The 22,229-nt window shown below is 52.8% G+C and carries 15 protein-coding genes and 1 pseudogene; 3 read left to right on the forward strand and 13 right to left on the reverse strand.

Going from position 1 to position 22,229, the window contains the following annotated elements; genetic code table 11:
* Positions 1–17: 17 nt before the first annotated feature.
* The 7 genes from LX87_RS26750 to LX87_RS26780 form a co-directional block, all read right to left on the reverse strand.
* A complete protein-coding gene (locus tag LX87_RS26750) occupies positions 18–1,097 on the reverse strand; it encodes an alpha/beta hydrolase (RefSeq protein WP_111631382.1) in 1,080 nt (359 codons plus the stop codon).
* 15 nt (positions 1,098–1,112) lie between these two features.
* Entirely contained in the window at positions 1,113–2,273 is a 1,161-nt protein-coding gene (locus LX87_RS26755) for an alpha/beta hydrolase (RefSeq protein ID WP_111631383.1), read from the reverse strand.
* A gap of 253 nt (positions 2,274–2,526) precedes the next feature.
* Positions 2,527–5,010: a glycoside hydrolase family 95 protein gene (locus LX87_RS26760; RefSeq protein ID WP_111631384.1), complete on the reverse strand. Its 2,484-nt coding sequence runs from the start codon at positions 5,008–5,010 to the stop codon at positions 2,527–2,529.
* A 134-nt stretch (positions 5,011–5,144) separates the two neighbouring features.
* Positions 5,145–6,476 (reverse strand): xylose isomerase, encoded by a 1,332-nt coding sequence (xylA, locus tag LX87_RS26765; protein WP_111631385.1) that lies wholly within the window; start codon positions 6,474–6,476, stop codon positions 5,145–5,147.
* A gap of 285 nt (positions 6,477–6,761) precedes the next feature.
* On the reverse strand, positions 6,762–7,448 hold the full coding sequence (locus LX87_RS26770; RefSeq protein ID WP_111631386.1) for an NUDIX hydrolase: 687 nt from the start codon (positions 7,446–7,448) through the stop codon (positions 6,762–6,764).
* A gap of 247 nt (positions 7,449–7,695) precedes the next feature.
* Positions 7,696–9,396, reverse strand: coding sequence for an FAD-dependent oxidoreductase (locus tag LX87_RS26775; RefSeq protein WP_111631387.1), 1,701 nt, complete (start codon positions 9,394–9,396; stop codon positions 7,696–7,698).
* 363 nt (positions 9,397–9,759) lie between these two features.
* Positions 9,760–12,237 (reverse strand): PKD domain-containing protein, encoded by a 2,478-nt coding sequence (locus tag LX87_RS26780; RefSeq protein ID WP_111631388.1) that lies wholly within the window; start codon positions 12,235–12,237, stop codon positions 9,760–9,762.
* A 326-nt stretch (positions 12,238–12,563) separates the two neighbouring features.
* Between LX87_RS26780 and LX87_RS26785 the strand changes: the two genes are divergently transcribed.
* Both LX87_RS26785 and LX87_RS29430 read left to right on the forward strand, forming a co-directional pair.
* Positions 12,564–15,458: an ATP-binding protein gene (locus LX87_RS26785; RefSeq protein WP_170139479.1), complete on the forward strand. Its 2,895-nt coding sequence runs from the start codon at positions 12,564–12,566 to the stop codon at positions 15,456–15,458.
* A gap of 12 nt (positions 15,459–15,470) precedes the next feature.
* Positions 15,471–15,581: pseudogene (locus LX87_RS29430) on the forward strand (helix-turn-helix domain-containing protein); the annotation flags it as partial.
* 116 nt (positions 15,582–15,697) lie between these two features.
* Here LX87_RS29430 and LX87_RS26795 read toward each other — a convergent pair.
* From LX87_RS26795 to LX87_RS26820, 6 genes are all read right to left on the reverse strand, one after another.
* Positions 15,698–16,348 carry an HD domain-containing protein gene (locus LX87_RS26795; RefSeq protein WP_111631391.1) on the reverse strand — a complete coding sequence of 217 codons (651 nt, stop codon included), beginning with the start codon at positions 16,346–16,348 and terminating at the stop codon, positions 15,698–15,700.
* Between the two features lie 59 nt (positions 16,349–16,407).
* The gene (locus LX87_RS26800) at positions 16,408–16,881 is read right to left on the reverse strand and encodes an ester cyclase (RefSeq protein WP_111631392.1); all 474 of its coding nucleotides are present in this window, start codon (positions 16,879–16,881) and stop codon (positions 16,408–16,410) included.
* 14 nt (positions 16,882–16,895) lie between these two features.
* On the reverse strand, positions 16,896–17,321 hold the full coding sequence (locus LX87_RS26805) for a nuclear transport factor 2-like protein (RefSeq protein WP_211325381.1): 426 nt from the start codon (positions 17,319–17,321) through the stop codon (positions 16,896–16,898).
* Between the two features lie 11 nt (positions 17,322–17,332).
* Positions 17,333–18,085: an SDR family oxidoreductase gene (locus tag LX87_RS26810; RefSeq protein ID WP_111631393.1), complete on the reverse strand. Its 753-nt coding sequence runs from the start codon at positions 18,083–18,085 to the stop codon at positions 17,333–17,335.
* Between the two features lie 141 nt (positions 18,086–18,226).
* Positions 18,227–18,964 carry an SDR family oxidoreductase gene (locus tag LX87_RS26815; protein ID WP_111631394.1) on the reverse strand — a complete coding sequence of 246 codons (738 nt, stop codon included), beginning with the start codon at positions 18,962–18,964 and terminating at the stop codon, positions 18,227–18,229.
* Between the two features lie 84 nt (positions 18,965–19,048).
* Complete coding sequence (locus LX87_RS26820) at positions 19,049–19,984, reverse strand: helix-turn-helix domain-containing protein (protein ID WP_111631395.1); 936 nt, start codon at positions 19,982–19,984, stop codon at positions 19,049–19,051.
* Positions 19,985–20,598: 614 nt separating this feature from the next.
* Here LX87_RS26820 and LX87_RS26825 point away from each other — a divergent pair.
* Positions 20,599–22,229, forward strand: a 1,631-nt coding sequence (locus LX87_RS26825; protein WP_146624571.1) for a PAS domain-containing sensor histidine kinase, incomplete at its 3' end; no start/stop codon positions are given.

The following is a 22,229-nucleotide window of genomic DNA, read 5'->3' on the forward strand; positions in this document are numbered from 1 at the left end:
GAGAAAAAGGCTTCGTATTAGTTGAAAAGCTGAGGCAAGGTAGTGGCCAGGTAGAGCTTGCAATTCATCCAGGTATGCCCGCCCGGCACAATCTGCGTATCCAGCTTCAGGCCTTTTTCCTTAAACTGGGCAATGTTTTGTTTCACTGGCTCGTATAAAAAGTCTTCGGTGCCGACGCTGATCGTAAAGAGTTTCAGTTGTTTGTTCAGTTGATCCGCGTTCGGCGCCCAATCACTGAAGTTCTTTTTAAACTCTTCCGTGGCGGTATACGGCGCATACGAACACACATACGCGAACTTGTCGGGATTGGTCAGTCCGATGTTCAGCGTTTGTCCCCCACCCACCGAAAAACCGGCCACCGCTCGGCTTTTGCTCTCTTTCAAAACCGGGTAATTCGCTTCGATAAAGGGCACAATGTCGTTCACCACATCTTTGGTAAAATCAGCCATCGGAGCGGGGCGCACATTCCCGTAGGGCATCACAATAAGCATCGGTTTGGCCTTGCCCTGCGCAATCAGGTTGTCGGCAATCAGGTTGGCGCGGCCCACTTTGGTCCAGGTTTCTTCCGTATCCGAACCGCCGTGAATCAGATACAGCACGGGATACTTCGTTTTGCCGTTGGGATTAAAACCGGGTGGCGTATAAACCAGCAATTGGCGGGTCGTCCCCAGCGTACCCGATTTGTAATAACGGTAGCTGATTTTTCCGTGCGGTACGTTCTGGAGCGAATGAATCAGCGGCTGGTCGCCCGGCACCTCGACAATGCTGCGTTTAAAGCGCTCATTGGCAAAGATGTACGTATTGCTTGGATCGGCAAGCTGAACGCTGTCCACCGTAAAGCTGTAGGGATAAATATCCGGTTTGACGGGCGGCACCGTTACGCTCCAGATGCCGGATGTATCTTTCGTCAGGGCAACCGGCGACTTCAGAAATTCACCGTTCAGGGTCACTTTCTGGGCTTTCTTCGAAAAATACCGGAACGTGATACTATGGTCGGGATGCACGTCGGGCGAACTGATGGCGGGCGGGCGTTGCTGGGCCAAAACCGTCATTGCCGACAGAAGAACGGCCTGGAGGAGATAGAGAATACGTTTCATGCGCTGGGGCTAGGCTTATTGAAAGAGTAAGGGAGCGGTTTCGGCCACGTATTTTTTGACATTCATCCAGGTGTGGCCCCCGTCGGTGATCAGGCTTTTGTAATTCACCTTCTTCGCCTTCAGGTAGTCCATAAATTCGACGGTCCCCTGATAGAGAAAATCGTCACTGCCCACACTCACCCAGAACAGTTTCAGTTGCTTATTCGTGTTGGCGGGGTTGCTGGTTATATGCGGAAAGCTTTTGTCCATTTCGGCAGGCGACAGGTACGAACTGTAGCTACACACCCAGGCAAATTTATCCATGTGGTTAAACGCCGTGCGGAGTGTTTGCCCACCCCCGCGCGAAAAACCGCCGATGGCCCGGTTCTCGCGATTGGCGATTGTCCGGTAGGTTTTCTCCACATACGGGATGACGTTGTTCACCAGATCGGCCGTAAAATCGTTGGCCCGTTTGACCGCATCAGCACCGTCGCGCACCGTCGGATCGGCGGGTTTGGAGCCCCCTTTCTGCTCGGCTATTCGGGCGGCTATATTGCCGTACGGCATGACAATAATCATGGGTTTGGTTTTGCCTTCCGCAATCAGGTTATCCAGAATCAAGTTGGTTTTACCCACCTTGAAAAAGGTTTCTTCCGTATCGGTAGTGCCGCTGATGAGGTAGAAAACCGGGTATTTTTTAGCGGTATTCTGGTCGTAGCCCGGTGGCGTGTACACCACCAGCGAACCGGTTGTTCCTTCCAGCGACTGGTAGTATTCGTAGTTGATGGAGCCGTGGGGAACGTCGCGCAGGGCATGAATCAGGGGCGTATCGCCGGGCACGTCCACCAAACTGGCTTTAAACCGCTCATTCGGGAAAAAAGCCACGTTGGCGGGGTCCATCACCGTAACGCCATTTACCTGAAAACTATAGGGATAAATATCGGGCTTGACCGGCCCCACCGTAACGCTCCAGATGCCCTGCGCGTCTTTGGTCATGTCGATGGGCGCTTTTAAAAACTGGCCGCTCAACTTAACCTCCTGGGCCGCCGGAGACAGATAGCGGAACGTGACGGTTTTGTCGGCGTTGACCTGGGGCGATACCACCAATGGGCCGCGGGGTGGCTGAGAGAAAGCGGTAGTAGCCAGGCAAACAAAGGCCCAAAGGGCCCACCAATGAATGGATAAACATCGACACATCGTTATACTGGTTTAAGGGAATTTGAAAAGCTACCTATTTTTACTCTTCTAGTAAGACCGTAGTCCAGCAATGACAGCCTTTAAACCGTGTCGGTGTGGTGCTGTAACGTAGTACCTGCTCCTGTGCCAGCCGATCATCGGGCTTTTGTTGATAACAGGACTGATTTACTTGATTTGTCAGGCATTTTCGGGTATGCCTGAAAGTACAAAGCCGTTATCTTCTAATCAGGTTATTATTAATTGTCTAGTCTAGTTACTGACCGACCAGCGTATATACTTTTCCTGCCTGCGTTGAAATATCGTAAAGCCGGGTTTCTTTCAGCGTCGGAGCGGTTTGATTCGCCTGCGATGCAATCACGGGTGCGGGCGTCTCTTCGGTCTGGTAGAACGGGTTGGAATTCGGACCGGAAGCGGCTTTCAGAACCAATCCACTGCTTCCTTTCAGCGCGTTCGGAACCCGTACACGAAGGTTACCCCCCAAATTGGAGCGGATTTGAACCTGGGTCAATTTACCGTCTTTCCACTGCATACTCACCACCTCAAAACCGCCGATGGCCCGCAAACCGCTGATTTGGCCCGCAGGCCAGACATCCGGCAGGGCGGGCAACAAGTGAATCGCTCCGTCGGCGCTTTGCATCAGCATTTCCGTAATACCGGACGTACAGCCAAAGTTGCCGTCAATCTGGAAAGGCGGGTGTGCGTCGAACAGGTTGTTGTAGGTTCCTCCACCCTCCGGGTTGGCGCCCAGGGGCGAAAGTTGATTCTGAATCAGGGTATACGCGTGGTTGCCGTCCTGTAACCTTGCCCACCAGTTGACTTTCCAGCCCATGCTCCAGCCCGTCGAAACGTCTCCGCGATGAAGCAGCGTGGTGCGCGATGCGTTAAACAACTCCGGCGTCCGATAGGCCGAAATCTGGGTAGACGGAAACAAACCGTACAGGTGCGATACGTGCCGGTGGTGATCGTTGGGGTCATCGACATCGTCCAGCCACTCCTGCAACTGACCAAACTTTCCAACGTGCATGGGCGCCAGCCGACTGCGTTTTTGCTTGAGTGTATCCACAAAAGCCGCGTCCTTTTTCAGCAACTCCGCAGCCCGGATTGCCGTACTGAAGGCATCGAAAACAATCTGGTTGTCCATCGTCGTACCGGCATCCAGCGACGAACCGGCGTGGGCCTTCGGCGCGTTCTCGGGTGAGCTACCGGGGTTGACCACCAGCCAGCGGTATTTCGGATGCTCAATCAGGAAATCGGCGTAAAACTGCGCGGCTCCTTTCAGAACAGGATAAATAGAAGCTAAATAAGCCTTGTCGCCATTGTACAGATAATGTTCCCAGAGGTGCTGACTGAGCCAGCCACCCCCGCCGGTCCACATGCCCCAGAAAGCGCCATCAATGGCCCCGGTTGCCCGCCAGATGTCGGTATTATGGTGGGCCATCCAGCCCCGGGCGCCGTACATAACCCGGGCCGTTTCCTGACCGGTTTCCGACAGTTCCTGCACCATTTTGAGGAAAGGTTCGTGCAGTTCGGCCAGATTGGTTTTTTCGGCGGGCCAGTAATTCATCTGGGCGTTGATGTTGATGGTGTACTTGCTGTCCCAGGGTGGCCGCATCCGGTGATTCCAGATGCCTTGCAGGTTGGCCGGTTGGCCCGCTACGCCGTCGCGGCCGGGTTGGGAGGATGAAATCAGCAGATAACGCCCGTATTGGAAGTACAGCGCGACAAACTGCGGATCGTTCGTCGTGCGGAAATTTTTAAGCCGTTCGTCGGTTGGGAGTTTGGCGGCTTCCGCCGAACCCGTACCGCCTAGATCGAGCTTCACCCGGTTGAAGTACTTTTGGTAGGCCGCGATATGCGGTTTTACAATAGCCGCGTACGATTTAGGATAGGCTTTGTTTAGGTACGCCTGCGCCCGGGCGTTTTCGTCCCCGCTTACGTCTTTGTAGTTGTTGAAATTGGTGGCGATGGAAACGTAAATCGTGGCGGTATTGGCCCCTTTTACTGTGAGGGTCGAGTCGTTGGCGGTCAGGCTGCCCCCCTGGGTTTTAATGCGCGCTATTCCTTTAAATTTCACCAGGCCCTTGACACCCTCGTGGTCTGAGGTCGTGCCGGAAAGAGTCAGTTCCTTCGCCGGGGTGGTTTTGATGGTCGCATTCGTCTGCGGAGTCGCAAAAGAGGCCGTAAACGTAAGTTGTCCCGGTTTGCTCGCGGTCAAGTGCATGACGATGACCCGATCGGGAAAGGACGCGACTAGTTCGCGGGTATACGTCACGCCGTTTACCTGGTACGTTGTCTTGGCAACGGCCTTTTCAAGATCGAGTTCCCGGTAATAGTTGGAATAGTTTTCGTGCCCCTCGAAGGTGAGGTGCAGGTTGCCCACGGGTTGAAACATTTGCCCGTGCGACTTTTTAGTAATAATGGCTTTGTTGGCCAGGTTCTCGGCATCTTTCTGCTTCCCATCAAAAATGAGTTGCCGGATTTCGGGCAGGGCGGCTAAAGCTTCCGGATTGTCGTTCCGATTGGGGCCACCGGACCAAACCGTATGTTCGTTCAGCTGAACGGTTTCCTTTGGCACATTGCCGTAGATCATAGCGCCTAATCGGCCGTTTCCGATGGGCAGGGCATTTTCCCAGGTTTTGCCGGCTGGCTGGTTATACCAGAGCCGGAGTGTCGGCGGGGTCTGCGCTCCACAAACCGTTGATAGAAACAGTAAAAAGAGGTAGAAAGGCCGTCTCATTGAAATCATCCTGGGTTCTAAACGAAAGATACCTTTTTCGGTCGATGCTGGAATGGTGCTTTTGCAAAAAAACAGGGTGGGGCCTGATTTCCGCTTCTGGTCTTTCGCGAAAATCAGGCCTACTTGATCATACCTTACAGATACAGATTGATCAGGCTTTCCAGCCATTCCTGCTTACCGCTCCGGAGTGACGGCTCACCTTTTTCAAGGGTGTAATTCCGCAAATCTTCCAGCGTCAACTGGCCTTCCCGAAATGCTTTCCCCGGCCCCTCATCATACGAAGCATACCGCTCCGCCCGGAATTTGAGGTAGTCGGAATCACGCAGGATTTGATCGGCCACAATGAAGGCGCGGGCAAACGCATCCATACCGCTGATGTGAGCAATGAACAGATCCTCCAGATCCGTGGAGGTCCGCCGGACTTTGGCATCGAAGTTAATCCCGCCGGGTGTGATACCACCAGCCTGCTGAATCACGAGGGCGGCTTCCGTTAATTCGTACAGATTGATGGGGAATTGATCGGTATCCCAGCCATTCTGGTAATCGCCCCGGTTGGCGTCGATGCTGCCCAGCATGCCGGCGTCGGCGGCCACCTGCAATTCGTGATCGAACGTGTGGCCCGCCAGCGTCGCGTGGTTGACTTCAATATTCAGTTTAAAGTCCTGGTCCAGACCGTATTGCCGCAGAAAACCGATGACCGTGGCCGCATCATAATCATACTGGTGCTTGGTGGGTTCCATCGGCTTGGGCTCAATGAAAAAAGTCCCTTTGAAACCCTGCTTGCGCGCATAGTCACGGGCAAGGGTTAGAAACTGGGCCATGTTTTCGACTTCCCGTTTCATGTTGGTGTTCAGCAGGGACATATACCCTTCGCGGCCACCCCAGAACACATAGTTTTCGCCACCCAGCGCAATGGTAGCATCAATGGCGTTTTTAACCTGCGTTCCGGCATAGGCCAGCACCGCAAAGTCCGGGTTCGTAGCAGCCCCGTTCATGTAGCGCGGGTTCGAGAAGACGTTGGCCGTGCCCCACAGGAGTTTTACACCGCTTTCCTGCTGCTTTTGCCGGGCGTAGTCAACAATGGCCTGCATACGGTTTTCGTATTCCGATACCGTGGGAGCATCCTCCACCAGGTCGATGTCGTGGAAGCAGTAGTACGGAACACCAAGTTTGGTAATAAACTCAAAAGCTGCGTCCATCCGCATCTGCGCCCGCACATTAGCATCACTGTGCTGATCCCAGTCAAAAACACGCGTGCCGGGGCCGAACGGATCACCACCCGCTCCGGTGAAGGTGTGCCAATAGCTAACCGCAAAGCGCAACTGCTCCCGCAGGGTTTTGCCGCCGATAACCAGGTCAGGATTGTACCATTTGAAAGCCAGCGGATTTTTCGATTTGGGACCTTCGTACGAAATCGTATCGATCCCTTTGAAGTATGTCTTTTCTCCCAGTGCAACGGTTGTCATACGTTATACGTTAATAAAACGGTGATGAATTAATTTAGTGATTTTCAAAAGGGTTTCCACCAGTTGCGTTGATTTGCCTTGATAGGAAGAGGTAGTAAATACCACCCCGCAACACCGGCAAAACAGCCTTTATTCAATCATGTCAAGCTGACACTTTATACTAGCCGTAAAGTTGATTCTTATTTTTTAATTGTCAATACGACAACTAATATTTTTTCGATAAAAATTTTCCTATTCGGAAGAAGAATAGAATTATATCCGGAAAGGCTTCGGAGAAAGCTTCAATTAACTGGGGATAAAGTTCAAAAAAGAATCCGCCACCTGATGATACTTCTCGGTATCAACCGTATAGTAAAAGGCACCCCGTTTCGAAAACCCTTTCTGTTTTTCCGCCAGTTTGATCAGCAGGTTGGTCGACAGGATTTTGCGGCTGAAGTTGCGTTTGTCGAACTCAGTATTGTAGATGGCGTCGTAGAGTTTCTTGAGCTGCGGAATGGTAAACTTTTCGTTCAGGAGTTCAAAACCGATTGGGTGCTGGGCGGCTTTGTAGCGCAACCGCTTGATGGCCAGATCGACCATATCGCCGTGGTCGAAAAGCAGCGGGGGCAGATCATAGATCGAAAACCATTGTGCCTGGAAGGCTCCCGAAATTTTCGACTCGTAATCAGCGATCTTCACGAGTGAAAAGTAGGCCACCGAAACCGTCCGAACGATCGGGTCACGGTCCGGATTACCAAACGCGTGTAATTGCTCCAGATACACGTTGGTCAGGCCCGTCAGATCAAACAAAATTCGGCTGGCAGCCTGCTCCAGACTTTCGTCAGGTTGTAACCAGCCTCCCATCAGCGACCAGGTTTTTTCTTCCACCCCCCGTTTCACCAGTAACACTTTCAGGCTTTCGCCGTCAAATCCGAAAATAATGGAATCCAGCGCCACCAGGTACGAGTGTTGCTGTTTGTATTGATCTAACATAACGTAAAGAGGAAACTCCCCAGGCTCATTCGGTTTTGCGAATGTACTAATAAAGCCGTGCGATTGCCTTCCAGCAGCGGGAAAGCTGACAAAACTTGTCTTAGCCCCTTATTATTCAGACAGATTTACCTGAGCCCTTGAATCCGTTTCTTAAAACGCTATCTATTTTTACCTCTGACAAACCGTGGCTAATCATCCCACTCCTGGTCTGGGATGATTAGCCACGGTTTTGGGTTGCATCTTACGGTTAGCAATGGGGTATACTCAACTCCGAAACCTGATCACGGGCCGATCGAAGGATTTCTTCTAAGGTAACCCAGCTTTCCGAATTAAGCCCGGCGGCCTGCGTGCGCAACGACTTCCGAACGTTTTCGTATAGTTTTGCCAGCTCGCCAACCGAATGGGTGGCATCCAGTTGGTTGATAAAATTCATGGCAACGACACTTTCAAACATCGATTTGGTCGTACTGCCCGTATTGCCCCCACCATGCACAAGCATAACACCACCCTGGCGCGTTTTCTGAACAAGGCGCAGTTCGCGGTCGTCGACGCTCCACGAACGAATGCATCCTTTCTCCAAAATCTTTACATCCGGATGGCTTCGGGCCAGACACGCTTCAAAGGATACCTCCAAATCATACACGCGTCTGACTACCTCCCAGAAACCGGCTATCGCCAGCTTCTCTGCTTTCCGGATTGCATTTATTCGTTCCTGGCTTTGCGCAGAAGATTTGGGCACATCGGTATCGCCTTCGAAAGGATAGGTGCCCACAAACAAATAACCGCTACCGATGCATACAGTATACTCCGTTTCACCGTTCGGCTTGGTTAGGATAACCGGCTGAACGTTCAAATCCGCAACTTGTGATACATACTCCTGGCCGTCTACGGTAATGGGCATCTTGCCGCCGTGAATTTTGCAGGCTTTAGGAGACAGCCCCATACCGCTGATAATTTTTTCGGCGGTTTTTCCGGTAATGTGCGCCCAGAAGCCCTTCATACCGCATACGGGCGGGTGAGCGAAGTCGCCCGGAAGCAACCCCGTTTGCATATAAGCTCCCCCATGAAACAGAAAATATTTGGCCTCATGCACCTTCCCATCGCGCGTAATCACGCCTTCCACCTGATGGCTGGAATCGTAGCGTATCGTGGTTACTTCATGATCCGGCCCCAAAAGGAAACGGACCCCGGCCTTTTCCAGCTTCTCGAGCAGAAACCCAACGACGGCCTTAATGTTAAAGGCCAATCCGTGCATGATCAGTGCGCCCCCTTTTATAAACGACTGCTTCTCGATTCCAGAACGGTAGGCAGCGAACTCGGGGTGATTAACGGCTTCGTCATTGTAAAAGGAAGCTTTGATCATTCCTTGGCCCGAAAGCGTTTTTCTTGCGCTTTCAAACAGGCTTTTTTCGTCATAAAACCGGTGAATGCCAATGCTTAAGCTGAGTTCCTGCGCCAATTCAGGCTTTTCGTCCAGAAACTGGGCTAATTGCTCATACCAGAGTTTCATGCTGTAGACGTTTTCGGCCACATACTCGATAAATAGCCGTTCATACGCCAGCCAGTCCTGCGGGTTATTTCGAATGGACTGGTTGAGCGCTTTTCGTTTCTGTAAAAAACATTGCGTTTGCGGGCTGAATTCTTCCAGGGGTAAAGCCAGCATTCCCCCCTGGGCAATGGTCGTTTCAAAATCGATGGCAATATCGGGGTACATCTGGGTAACGTACCCATCAAGGTCCAGATAAGGGTGTCCTTCGGTCGAGGTGATGTAGCGATTAAAGGAGCCATCGTGGGTGGAGGATTGAAATACTTGATCGACAGCCGCGGTGCGGGTGCAGGGCGATTTACTCAGGATGGTGACGGCCATACCTTGTTCCAGGGCTTTCAACGCCGAAACCAGGGCCGTAATACCGCTGCCGACAATGAGAATTGATTCCTTAGTTTTCATGGGTTTAGCGAATAACGTATTGATACGTATGAATTGGTTTTTGCACTTCTGCTGTTAATTGGACTAGCGCCCTTGTGCCGTTCTAGCGATATAGACCCGGTATGGCCCGGAAATAGCCAACTGCATTGAGTGACGGTATTCCACGGGAATACACATAACTTAGCCAATATCTTACCGCCTTTTAAACCGACCGATGGTGGTGAGAAATACCAGGGTCCGAAAGCTATCGATTGATGATGCAGTCCTTTACAGGATTCCTTTCCGGGAGTCTGTATAGATAAAGTGGAACTATCTCCCTGCCCTGCAAACACCGCCCGGTGAAACGCACCGGGCGGTGTACTTTTATCTTCTTTAATCAACCCCTTAAGGAATCTTCAGCAGCTTCCGGCGCTGTAGATCAGTGCCTTTGCCGACCTCTAACAGATACAGCCCCGGTGCTAAGTCAGAACCCGGCTGGATCAGCAACTTCGAGCCCACGACCTGTCGCTCATAAACCTTACGCCCCACCCCATCATACAGCACCACGCCTACCGGTATCGGGCTTTGCCTAACGACCTCCAGGGTAAACTCCGTCCGGAACGGATTGGGATACGCCCGCACGGTTTCCTCATCGGCCTGGGCACTCAGGCGAGCCAGTGATGCCTGTCTGACCACCCGAAAGCTGAGGATCAATGGTGTACCCGCCTGTCCACTGGCCGAAGCTCCCGAGTAAGCCGTACCCGTTAGCGTGTAATTGCCTAAAGTGGGCGTCCAGTTGTTGTAATTACCATCCTTATCGCCAAACAACGCATAGGGGGCGCCCGTCTCGGTCTGTGTTCGCTTCTGCTGACCACTCAACACCATCTTCACCGAACCGACCGTAGCCGGACTCGTATTGGCCCGGATGTTCAGGTTGCGGGGTAGTTGGGCCAGGTTCAGCACCTCATTGTTGGTGATTACTCGAATCGGCTGATCCGTATCCGCATTCATCAAACTAAAGCTGACCATCACCGGCCCGGCGCTGGGGGCGGGATTGACCCGTACCGTTACGTCATCGAAGCCCATCGCCCCCGGCGTATCGCGCACCGTCAGCCGGAAGACGTAGGTGCCAGCCGCCAGATTGCTCGCCATCAGGCTGACCGAGGTAGGACTGCTCAGGTTGGCCGTATTGGGTCCGCTGCGCTGGGTCCACTGGTAGGTCAAGGCCCCGCCCTCGGGATCACTCGAAGTGGACCCGTTCAGGACCACGCTGTTGGTGGGCATGGTGATGGTCTGATCGGCCCCCGCCCGGGCGACGGGTGATTGGTTGGCCTGATTAACAAGGATAAAATTCAAGGTCATCGGCGTACCCATAAGCCCAGTTCCCCCCGCTCCCAGGTAAGGAGTCGCCGTCAGCGAGTAGGAACCCACCTTTAGGTTCCAGGGGTCGTAGTTGCCGTTGTCGTCGCCAAACAGGCTGTAGGGGGCCGTTGTTTCGGTTTTGGAGTAGGTCATGCTGCCACTGAGGGAGAAGACCACCGAGCCGACATTAGCTGGCGTGGTGTTGGCCCGGATGGTCAGCCGGCTGGTGGGCAGTTGGGCCAGGTTGATGACCTCGCCATCCGAAAGGGTTTTGATCACCTGATCGGTGTTGGTGTTGATCAGCTCAAAGCTCGTCACGCTGCCCGCCTGGGCTTCCACGGTCGTCTGGTCACTGGCCTGACAGCCACCCGAGGTAGTCACCGTGACCGAGTAGAGGCCCGGGGCCGTAACGGTGGCCGTGTTGGGCATACTACCGGGCGCGGTCCCGCTGCTGAAGACATAGCTAGCCCCGTCGATCTTGGTGGCCGTCAGGGTGACGATGGGCTGGCTGGCCGAGAGCGGTCCGTTGGAAGTGAGCGTGAGGTCGGGAAGGGCATCCACCGTCAACAAGACGGGATTGGAGGTCTGGGAGGAGATTGTGTTGGTGACCTGAACGGTGTAGTGGCCACTGCTGGCGGGTTGCAGGTCCATTAACAGCAGGGTTGCGGTGGTGGCCGAGGAGACATCGGTGATGGCCGCGCCGTCTTTGTACCACTGGTACTGAGGATCGGTGCCGGTAGCGATCACCGACAGGCTCACCGTATCGCCAGCGCAGCGCCCGATGCTGGCTGGAGGTTGGTGGGTGATCTGGATGGGGGTCTGGTTGCAACGCTCCTGTATCTGCTGGGCTGAGTTGCAGCCGGGTGCGTTATTGAAAATATTGACGTTGCCCGGGGGCATATCCAGGTACTGACAGATGGGCTGAATGGCACACTGGCTCAGATTTGGATTATTACTGATAGTGAGGTTCCCGCCGATGCTCGTCAGCTGGCTCAGGGCGCTGATATCACTCAGCTGGACATTAGTACAAATGTCTAGACACCCTGAGATGCTCGTCAGCTTCCCGAGCCCCGACAGGTTACCCAGATTTGGATTATCACTGATCAAGAGGCCCCTGCCGATGCTCGTCAGCTGGCTCAGGGCGCTGATATCACTCAGCTGGACATTAGTAGAAATGTCTAGACCCCCTGAGATGCTCGTCAGCTTCCCGAGCCCCGACAGGTTACCCAGATTTGGATTATCACTGATCAAGAGGAAACCACCAATGGTCTGCAAATTACTAAGTGGACTTAGGTCGGTAATGTCGTCACCGGCTATCCTTAAGCTACCGGGCAGATTCGAACAGCCGGGGGGGAAGTTGTTGACATCGGCCTGACTATCCAGGAATACAGTGCCCGGGGGGCATTGGCCCCAGGAATGCAGCGATGATAGGCCGCCCAGCACCAGCAGGACGACCCCGCACCAACGGATGGCCCCAGAAGGGGCGGCTAACAAAGCAAAACGGAGCGTAGAGATCAGCATACAGAAACAGTTAAGGGTTGAGAGAAAAAATCACGCAGGAGTAATAAACAAACTATCAGCGCCATTCCGGTGCAACCCACGGGCCCAGGCGGTGGGCGGTAAAATTCCGTCCGAATGCCTGTCAATAGCTAACACATTTGAACCATTTCTAGCGCATTTGAACCATTTTAGCCCGATGGCAGGCCCAAAAACCTTGGATAGTAGGAAATAGAATGGTAGTTTAGAGTCTGTTCGCCCAAAAAAACATGACGCTCGGATTCAGTCGTTTAGGACGTCTTATAATCCTGATAGTTCTCAGCCATGGGGAACTACAGGCCCAGCAATTCATGCTGCCCCCCCCTTCCCGACAGGTGAATAAACTCGCCTTCTCCGTATTCGATCGTGAGCCAACCGATGAGCAACGGTTTATGGTCTGGGCATCCGGTCATGGGACCTCTCTCTCGTATGATGGACACCGTTTTCGGGATTACGACGCCAACAAAACCGAGCGCTACCGACTGTTTCACCCCCATTCCCGTAGTCCAATCTGGATTACCCGGCAGCAGTCCGGAAAACCCAGGCAGCTCCTGTATGCCAACCCCGTAGCGCAACGAATCACCCCGTTGCCCGATACGAGTCAACTGGTTCGGCAATACCTCCGGGCTCAGGGCGTTGATGAGCTGTATCTGGGGAGGCACGGGAAGCTCTGGCTGCGCTTGTCGGATCAACGACTGCTAAAGGTGGACCCGCGTACGCATACCGTCGAGCAGGTACTTCGTCCGGGGGCATTTTATGTACTGGAAGAAGCCCCCGATGGTAGTCTCTGGTTCAGTACGTCGACAGGGCTGAGCGTACTTGATCCCAAGACCGGACAACGGCGGGAATATGCCTATGACCCGGCAAAGACGGCCCATATCGGTGGCGGAATCGTCATCACGGCCATTCGGGTTCGCGACAATGGCGATGTGCTGCTGGGTATGATTAACGAAATTCAGATACTGACCCCCCGTACCGGCCGTATTCGTAAAATCAGTCTTCCCTTGCCCACGGCAGCCAGCCAGCTATGGACCAATACATTCGTTCCGGATCGGTATGGAAACGATTATTTTTCGGTTGGACTCATGGTCTGCCGCATTACCCCGCAGGGCCAGCTGGAACGGATTGATTTTGCCCACCCCGCCGAAAAGATCATTGCCGTCTACATTGCTCCGACTCAGGATGGGACCTCGGATCAGCTATGGGTGAGAGTGGTCAGTAACCGGCTGGATCGCTACGAGTTGAAACGACTGCGGCCCAATCCTTCGTTTAATTTGCTGGACGTCATTGTCAACGGGACGCGGCTTATTGAGAACGAAGAGGTTCAGGAGAAGCGGTATCAGCGGGATTCAACAGGCCAACCCACGATTCGGATCCAGGAAGGTGATTTTGTGCAGCTCCGCTTTACGCCTTTTGCCGACTCCCGGCGGAGCATCTTCCGCTATAAGCTGGAGGGCTTTAGCCCGCAGTGGACCACGTATAACGACTGGGTCGGGGTAGCCACCTACCAGCCAGGGGCCGGAACGTATCACTTTCTACTTGATTGGGAAACTCCTACGGGCTGGCAAAAAAAACCGGCGAGCCTGCGCATCGAAGTGCAGCCCATTATCTGGAAAACCGTCTGGTTCCGGGTGGCCGTGCTGACAATCATCGCCGGGGTAGTGTACTGGCTGATGCGTAACATGTACCGAAGACGGCAACTACGGCAGGAACTGGCTCGCCGGGAGTTTGAAGCCGCTACGTTACGTCGGATGGACGAGATAAAAAGTCAGTTCTTTGCCAACATCACCCACGAATTTCGAACCCCGCTGACGATCATCCTGAACGCGACCGAACAACTGGCGGATGAGTGGCCCACTTCCGGGCGGGCCACGGATCGGCTGGGCGCCATTCGGTACAACTCTCATCAGTTACTCCGGCTTATCAACGAAACCCTGGACCTGGCTAAGCTCGATGCGGGCAAACTGGATCGTCATGAACGGCTAGGTGAACCAATCGCCTTTATCCGGCAGGTGGTCAATCAATTTGAGGGACTAGCCCAGCAGAAACACATTCAACTGACCTGGAACGGGTCGCCCGATGCTGAACTCTACCTGTTCGATCAGGATAAACTTGAAACGATTGTGTATAACCTGCTGTCTAATGCCGTGAAGTTTACACCATCGGGCGGTTGTGTAGGCGTAGCGTGTCTGGTAACCAACGCACCTGGGTTGGTGATTCGGGTGTCTGATACCGGTATTGGTATACCCGACCGGGAGCTTGAGCAGATTTTCGATCGATTCCACCAGGTGGATTCCTCTTCTACCCGCGCCTACTCGGGTACGGGCATTGGTTTGGCGCTGGTGAAAGAATTAACCACCTGGCTGGGCGGAGAGGTCAGGGTTGAAAGTTCCGTTGGCAAAGGCAGCCTTTTCACCGTGACGATTCCGTTATGCAGGTATGGGTCAACCGAACCGGTCGTACAAGCAGATCAAGCGGACTTAACCCACGTTTTTGATAGCCCACAAAAGCATGAACCGCCGAAGACTCCGGTGCTGGCAACAAACGGTATAGCCTGGCAAAACGATAATCGCCCCCTAATGCTGGTGGTTGAAGATAACGCCGAACTGCGTCAGTACGTCGTGGATTCTCTGGCGGGTAGCTACCGGACTTTGGTGGCAGAAAACGGCAGACTGGGGTTGGAAAAGGCCCAGGAACAAATACCCGATCTGATTATCAGCGACGTTATGATGCCCGAAATGGATGGCTACGCCCTGGTTGAACGCCTGAAAGCCGACGTGTGTACGAGCCATATTCCCATTTTATTATTGACGGCAAAATCTTCTTTTGAAAGCCGGATGAAAGGGTTGGAGGTTGGGGCGGATGACTACATGGGCAAACCCTTTAATGTAGCCGAACTGGCGTTACGGGTCAAGAACTGTTTAAGGACCCGTACCAACTGGCAGCGTTGGCTGACCAGCCAGCGTGCTTACGGGGAGGTCAGCAGCGAAGAACGGTCGCTGCTGGAAAAAGAAGACCAATTTCTGTCGCGACTTCGCCAGGCGATCCTGATTCACTTGGAAGATCAGACGCTGGATGTCGACTGGCTGGCCGCCCAGGCCAACCTGAGTCGCACGCAGCTAAACCGCAAATTAAATGCACTAACGGGGATGAGTCCGAATCGGTTTATTCACCGGGTTCGGCTGGAGCAGGCGGCCAATTTATAATTACAAACAGGTAAGCTAAATGTCACGCAGGTGGCGTATGCGGTTGGTTATAGTTCACCGTCTCATTTCACCAAAGTTTTTAAGGAGCAGCTAGGCTATTTACCGACCCAACTCAAAGTATAAAGACTAAGCGGACATTCGCCTTCAAGTCGGGATGGTCTCATAACACCCCAACGCCTGCGGCCGATGCGCCCTGTATCGGCAAATCGTTATCAAAGGGTTCTGATGAACCCTTTGAATTATTCTGACCAGGGAGAATGCAGGATACAATCGCAAAAATTCTTCCGGTGAAAATTGGGAATCATGTAGGCGCACACATCCGCTTTGATGTTCCCAAACGTTGTTTCGGTTTTATGCTCAAAACCGCCGAAAAAGGTTGGTATAATCTTCTGCTTGAAATTGTCGCGGGGAAACGCCTTTACAATTTCCTCCCGATGACCAGCGCTTAAGTGCTCGTAACCCTCTCCCATTACATCCAGGCCAACACCGCTGTACATCAGCGCCACTTCATTCTCTTTGTGCTCGGCGATACCGATGGTGGTGTGCAAAGCAATGGTATCCCAGACCAGCTGTAACTTATCCGGGGCAATACCGTGCCCTTTCAGAAAGTCGCGGGCGGCATTGGCTCCATCCACTTCAAACCGCAGGTCCGGGCTGCTGTAGTGGGGTACCAGGCCCAGGTCATGAAAGACCGACGCTACATAAAGCAGTTCCGAATCATGCGCCAGGTTTCTGCGCTGTGCGTTCAGGGATGAAAACAGAAACACGCGCAAGGAATGATTGTAGATAAATTCGGTACCATGTTCCAGCAAAAGTTCGGTAGCCTGGGTGGCGATGGTACTGTCTGGAATCTGGATTCCGGCTACGGTATTTAAACGGTTAATTATCATGACGTTAAAATGGTTTTGGAAATAGAAATAAAAAGAAGCTTACAAGCGGAGCAGAAATGTCAGAAGGCCGTTATGTCAGACCCGTTAGCCGGGTTCTGCAATTTCCTGTAGACCTCCAACGAATTTCTCTCGACCCAGTTATGCGCTAATTTGCCGTCTCTGATCAGCCAAATTGCGGTGCCGTACAGTTCGATTGGCCGTTGATCCGGGTTCAACCCCAGTATTCCATTGTTCAGGCCCGTGAGTTTCCAGCGCGAAACCACTTTGGTGCCGCATTGGCTTTCAAAAATGTCCAGATTTTCCAGGTGGGAGTTCTTCACGTTCTTCAGAAAAGCGATCACCCAATTTTTGAATGCCTCTCTTCCGCTGATGACTTCGCCGGCCGTGGTGATCGCAAAATCCTCCACCATCAGCAGGTCGATCAGATCAACGTCGTGCGGGTGACTCCATACGTTTCCCCAGAAAAAGAGGACCTTTTCGATTGGGCTCATTTCGCTTATGCGGGCCTCCGTAATCTTACTTTCCGTGTTCATTGTGTTGTCTCCCTTCAATAGTTGGCCTGTCCGATTTCCAGCTTAGTTATTTTTCCCGCTTCATTGAACTGAAACTTGAAATACGCTTTAAAATCCCCCCAGACATCACTGTGGAAATGGCCGTAGACGGAAGTGCCGTTATCTTCGACCTTATCGATGCTGGTAAACTTCTCAATCTGGATGGCTTTGGTCGAGAACTTTTTAAAATCCCTGGGTTTGCCATCGTCCAGTAGCACCGCATCGTCCGAAAAAAGCGAAAGCCATTTCGGTACGTCGCTGGACTGAAAGGCGTCAATGGCCTCTTTAACCGTTCTGTTTTTAATCACCGAAGTATCCATCTTATCCGAGTTATCGTGGTTGTGATTTTTATACCGTTGTCCGCAGGCTGTGACGGTGCAGACGAGGCTCAGGGCCCAAAAGAGGTAATTCCGAATTTTCATAGCTGGACTTTTTATTGGTTTGCACCACCGTTCACCAGTAAATGCTGACCGTTGACAAAGGAGGAAAGGCTGCTGGCAAAGAATTCTGCGATGTTGGCTACATCCTCCACTTCGGCCAGCCGTCCCATCGGGCAACTTTCGATCAGCGATCTGCGCAGGTCCGGATAGCTGTCTGGGTCCACAAAAACCCCGGAATGGTCTACGGCAAACGGGATGATGGAGTTGACGGTTACGCCCCGGTGACCGATCTCCTTGGCCAGCACATCCACCAGATAACGAGGAGTCGTTTTGCTTCCGCCGTAGACGGCCATACCCGGTATTGGAAAAGCCGTGGTGCTGGACGCGATGTAGAGGATGCGGCCATTGTCTTCCACGGTTTTAGCCGCCATTTGCAGGGTAAAGTAAGCGCCTTTGGTGTTGATGGCGAACAAGCGGTCAAACTGCTCTTCGGTAAAATCGGTCACGGGCGTTTCTACCATTTCAATACCCGCATTGGCCACCACGATGTCTATTTTTCCGAAGGCTTCTTTTGCCTCCTCAAATAGCCGTTCAATTTCAGCGACCTTGCTGATATCGGCCTGCACGGCAATCACATTCGCCCCCATGGCCCGGATATTGGAAACCACCTGATCGGCTGAGCTTTTGTCCCTGGAATAATTGATGACAATATTGGCCCCCATAGCCGCATACCGTTCTGCAATTGCTTTACCGAGTCCTCGGGCCGAGCCGGTAATTAAAGCGGTTTTATTTCTTAAATTTTCCATTGTATTTTTTGTTAAATGGCACTGGTTTTCCCATAGTCCTATCACGCTGACAGGCCAAAGCGAATCGTCCAAAATGGGTGAGAAAAGGTTAAAAGAAGGCGTTGCGAAAGCACGCTGGTGACTATACGCGTGCGTTTTGGGTTAAGCCATTCCGCCGTTGACGCCGATGTTCTGTGCGTTGATCCACTTGGCGTCATCGCTGGCCAGAAACGCGACGACCCGGGCGATGTCTTCCGGTTCGCCGATCCGGTTAAAGGGGTTCATGGCAGCAAGCCGGTCGATCACTTCCTGCGGCTTCCCGTTCACAAACAGGGCAGTATTGGTTGGCCCCGGCGAAACCGAGTTCACATTGATTCCCCGGCCTATTTCTTTGGAAAGTACGCGGGTCAGCTGTTCGACGGCGGTTTTGGAAGCCGTATACGTTCCATAGGTGGGCACCATTAAGCGGCTGATGGTGGTGGACAGGTTGATAATAGTCCCGTTGTCGGCCAGGTGCGTAGTGGCTTTACGGAGCGTGTTAAAAACACCTTTCACGTTGATAGCGAACTGCCGCTCAAAATCGTCGTCGGTCGTGTCCCGGATCGGTTTGGTAATCATGATACCCGCGTTGTTGATCAGGACATCAATTCTGCCGAAATGCGCGATTGCATTTTCGAACAGCGCATCGACTTCTGCCGAATTCCGGACATCCGCTTTAATGGCAATGGCCTCACCGCCGTCGCTGTTGATGGCATTCACAACCTGCTGAGCGTCGGCCTCGCTGCCCGCGTAGTTGACCACCACTTTAGCGCCTTCGTGCGCAACATGCTGGGCAATGGCAGCCCCGATTCCTTTGGAACTACCGGTCACCAGGATGACTTTTTCTGCTAATCGTTTCATTGTCTGTTACTTTTAAGTACAGAACAAAAGTAATGCTCGTCATCCGCCCGGGTGTTGCGCATTTTACACTTTGCGTTGCAAATTTTAAATGGGTTGGCCGTTCTGGTAGTGTTCCCGGTATTGCGTTGGCGAAATGCCGGTATGTTTCTTAAAATGATTACTGAAATGGGCGGTTTCGGAAAAGCCGAGCCGGTAGGTTATTTCCTTAATGGAGGTCTGCGAATTCTGAAGCATCGATTTAGCAATGGAGGTCGTCTTTTCCCCAATCCAGTGCACAATGGGTTTGCCCGTTTTACTTTTGATCACACTGCTGAAATAGCTGGGATGCAAGCCCTGAGCGGCTGCGTAATCCTGGACGCCGTAAGCAACCTCTATCTTCCCCACGGTTAAGTCGCGGTAATGCTTTTCAAGCAGTTGCTTGAAGGATTTCACAATCTGTGACTTCCGGTTGCCCTCGTAAATAGGGTTGTATTCTTCCCAGAAATACTCCTTTATATAGAATAACAAGACCGAAAGCAGATTGCCGATAATTTTGTATTTATTAGCGCCACCGGCATGGTATTCCCGATACATCAACAAATAGATTTCTTCCACTTTCGCGTAAAACGATGGGGTCGCGTTTTTCGGGCTTAGCGTTTCGGTTAACAGAAATGGAAAGTTGTCAAACACATCCTCCCGCAGGTATTTTCTCAGAAAATCTTCGTCAAACGTGATGAGATACACCTCTTCGATTTTTTCCCAGCTGAACGTACGGTAATTGGAAGGATTGGTGAAATAAATGGAATAGGGCTCTGCATGGAAGGTCTGATCATCGATGGTATAAGCGCCCACGCCATTTTTGACAAATAGGAAGGAAAAGTAATTGGGTCGAAACGGCTGGGACCGGTAGGGGAGCTTAAACCCGATATCAACCAGATTGTGAATCGTAAATACCTCTGAACTTTGCACCAGGTTTCCGCTCACATTAAGCTGGCGGTATAAGTCATAGAGCGTTTTGACTTCCTTGATATCTGTTTCCATAACCGAAGCAGTGTGGTTGACTTTGTCAATACAAAAGCGTGGTAATCCGTCGTGTTGATCCGCCAAACTTGAAGGACTACCCTGCTAAGGGAGCGCCCACTGAACGGTGTCGGCGCGGATTTCAATCGTAACGGTATTGGTTAGTGCGTTTTTCAAAGATAATACGAAACTGGTTAACGGCCTCCGTCAAGGTATAAGTCGCTGTATATTACACTGAAATACCACTTTTTGAACGGCCACGCTAACCCGGAATAGGGCCCGGATTTGCCTTGAGACATGATGGTGTCACGAGGCTATGGATTTTTGATCAAAGCCTGCCGCCTTTTATCCTTCCAGCAACAAACAACAGCCTATACGCATCACTGGGCTATTTGGGTGCATCACTTCCTCTTCTTAAGCGGATTAGGGAATCTTTAGCCGCTCCCGACACGCTTATGAGTTGATCCGAGGTCAAAAGCCGTATCTTTTTGCAACCACGTTTGGCTAATGGGGTCTTCCACTTTTAATAAACCTAATTCCTTTCAATTACTTCTTCATATGACAATTGTAATTGCCTTGCCAGCTAAACAGATCCCTCCGTGGATTGTTTATGGCCTACATCCTTATCATGCCGTATGAACACCTCTGCTCAACCGGAGTTTTGGGGGGACCTTGGTCCTACCACCGCCGACGATTATCAGACCCTGCTGGAATCGTTTGCCCAGGCCTTCTGGGAAACGGATGCCCAGGGCCACGTCGTGACCGACTCTCCCAGCTGGCGGGCTTACACCGGCCAGAGCCTTGAGCAGTGGCTGGGCCAGGGCTGGCTCTCCGCCGTTCATCCCCAGGACCGCGCTGCCGCTCAACGTCAGTGGCAGCACTCTGTCCAGCAACGCAGTCCCTATAATGCCGAGTACCGCATGCAGCGGCCCGATGGGGGCTGGCGCTGGACCAACGTGCGGGCCTCTCCCATGCTCAACCCGGATGGGTCAGTAAGAAAATGGCTGGGGCTTAACATTGACATTAGCGAAAAAAAACAAGCCGAACAAGCCCTCCGTCGGCAGCAACACCGCACCCGACTGACCATCGAAGCCGCCCGGATGGCGACGTGGGAATGGGATCTGATCACCAATCAGGTGTACTGGAATGAGCAGCACTTTCAACTCCTGGGCCTAACCCCGCAAGATGGACCTTTATCCGCCCAGATGTTTACGAGTCTTCTGCATCCCGAGGATGCCGGGCGCATCGAGGCCGAGCTGACGCAGTCCGTCCAGCTGCGCACCCCGTATGATGCCCAGTACCGGATCATTCGCCCCGATGGCCAAATACGTTGGATGAATGGCCACGGGCAGGTGACGGAGGTAGTCGAGGGTAAGGCTATCCGTATGAGTGGGGTGATGGTTGACATCACTGACCGCAAGCTGGCTGAGGAAAGTATCAGAATGTCCCAGGAGCGCTTGCAGCGGGCCCTATCCATCCACACGGTTGGGGTCATCTACTTCGATTTAGAAGGTAACATCCACGATACCAATGAGGCCTTTGAGCGCATGAGTGGCTATAGTCATCAGGCACTGGTGAGCGGTCAGGTAGGTTGGGACCAGCTCATTCCGGAGGAGTTCATGGCTGTTTCCCTCAATTCCCAGCAGGAATACCGCATTAAAGGGGAAAACACCCCCTATGAAAAGCAGTTCATCCGACCCGATGGCAGCCGCTGGTGGGGGCTGTTTGCCGGAAAACGGTTATGCGAGGGTGAATACGTGGAATTTGTCTTGGACATTACCGAAAGCAAACAAACGGCGCAGGCCCTGAAAGAAGCCAGCCAACGCAAGGACGAGTTTCTGGCTATGCTGGCCCATGAACTGCGCAATCCCCTGGCCAGCATCCGCCTGGGCCTGGGCCTGCTGAGCTGGACGGACGAAACCGATCCGCTACAACAGCAAACCGTGCGCCTGATCAGTCAGCAGGTCGATCACCTGGTCCGGCTGGTCGATGAACTGCTGGATGTGAGCCGCATCAGCCGGGGAAAAATCCAGCTCAAGCTTGAGACTGTGGAGTTAACAGGTCTAATAGCGAGTTCGGTAGCAGCGATTCGGCCCCAGTATGATGCCCTCGGCAAAGGGCTCCACTTCACTCCTTGGGGAAAACCGCTCTTTGTCCAGGGCGATCCCACCCGGCTGGGGCAGGTGGTCACCAACCTGCTGACCAATGGTCTGCGCTACACCGGCGAACAGGGGCAGGTATGGGTAAGCCTGCAGGAAAAAGACGG

This window comes from Larkinella arboricola (assembly GCF_003259745.1).
Lineage (GTDB): Bacteria > Bacteroidota > Bacteroidia > Cytophagales > Spirosomataceae > Larkinella > Larkinella arboricola.

Excerpts from the sequence above, each read along its gene's own strand:
- LX87_RS26750 (WP_111631382.1), bottom strand. The coding sequence starts at position 1,097 with ATGAAACGTATTCTCTATCTCCTCCAGGCCGTTCTTCTGTCGGCAATG.
- LX87_RS26755 (WP_111631383.1), bottom strand. The coding sequence starts at position 2,273 with ATGTGTCGATGTTTATCCATTCATTGGTGGGCCCTTTGGGCCTTTGTT.
- LX87_RS26760 (WP_111631384.1), bottom strand. The coding sequence starts at position 5,010 with ATGAGACGGCCTTTCTACCTCTTTTTACTGTTTCTATCAACGGTTTGT.
- xylA (WP_111631385.1), bottom strand. The coding sequence starts at position 6,476 with ATGACAACCGTTGCACTGGGAGAAAAGACATACTTCAAAGGGATCGAT.
- LX87_RS26770 (WP_111631386.1), bottom strand. The coding sequence starts at position 7,448 with ATGTTAGATCAATACAAACAGCAACACTCGTACCTGGTGGCGCTGGAT.
- LX87_RS26775 (WP_111631387.1), bottom strand. The coding sequence starts at position 9,396 with ATGAAAACTAAGGAATCAATTCTCATTGTCGGCAGCGGTATTACGGCC.
- LX87_RS26780 (WP_111631388.1), bottom strand. The coding sequence starts at position 12,237 with ATGCTGATCTCTACGCTCCGTTTTGCTTTGTTAGCCGCCCCTTCTGGG.
- LX87_RS26785 (WP_170139479.1), top strand. The coding sequence starts at position 12,564 with ATGCTGCCCCCCCCTTCCCGACAGGTGAATAAACTCGCCTTCTCCGTA.
- LX87_RS26795 (WP_111631391.1), bottom strand. The coding sequence starts at position 16,348 with ATGATAATTAACCGTTTAAATACCGTAGCCGGAATCCAGATTCCAGAC.
- LX87_RS26800 (WP_111631392.1), bottom strand. The coding sequence starts at position 16,881 with ATGAACACGGAAAGTAAGATTACGGAGGCCCGCATAAGCGAAATGAGC.
- LX87_RS26805 (WP_211325381.1), bottom strand. The coding sequence starts at position 17,321 with ATGAAAATTCGGAATTACCTCTTTTGGGCCCTGAGCCTCGTCTGCACC.
- LX87_RS26810 (WP_111631393.1), bottom strand. The coding sequence starts at position 18,085 with ATGGAAAATTTAAGAAATAAAACCGCTTTAATTACCGGCTCGGCCCGA.
- LX87_RS26815 (WP_111631394.1), bottom strand. The coding sequence starts at position 18,964 with ATGAAACGATTAGCAGAAAAAGTCATCCTGGTGACCGGTAGTTCCAAA.
- LX87_RS26820 (WP_111631395.1), bottom strand. The coding sequence starts at position 19,984 with ATGGAAACAGATATCAAGGAAGTCAAAACGCTCTATGACTTATACCGC.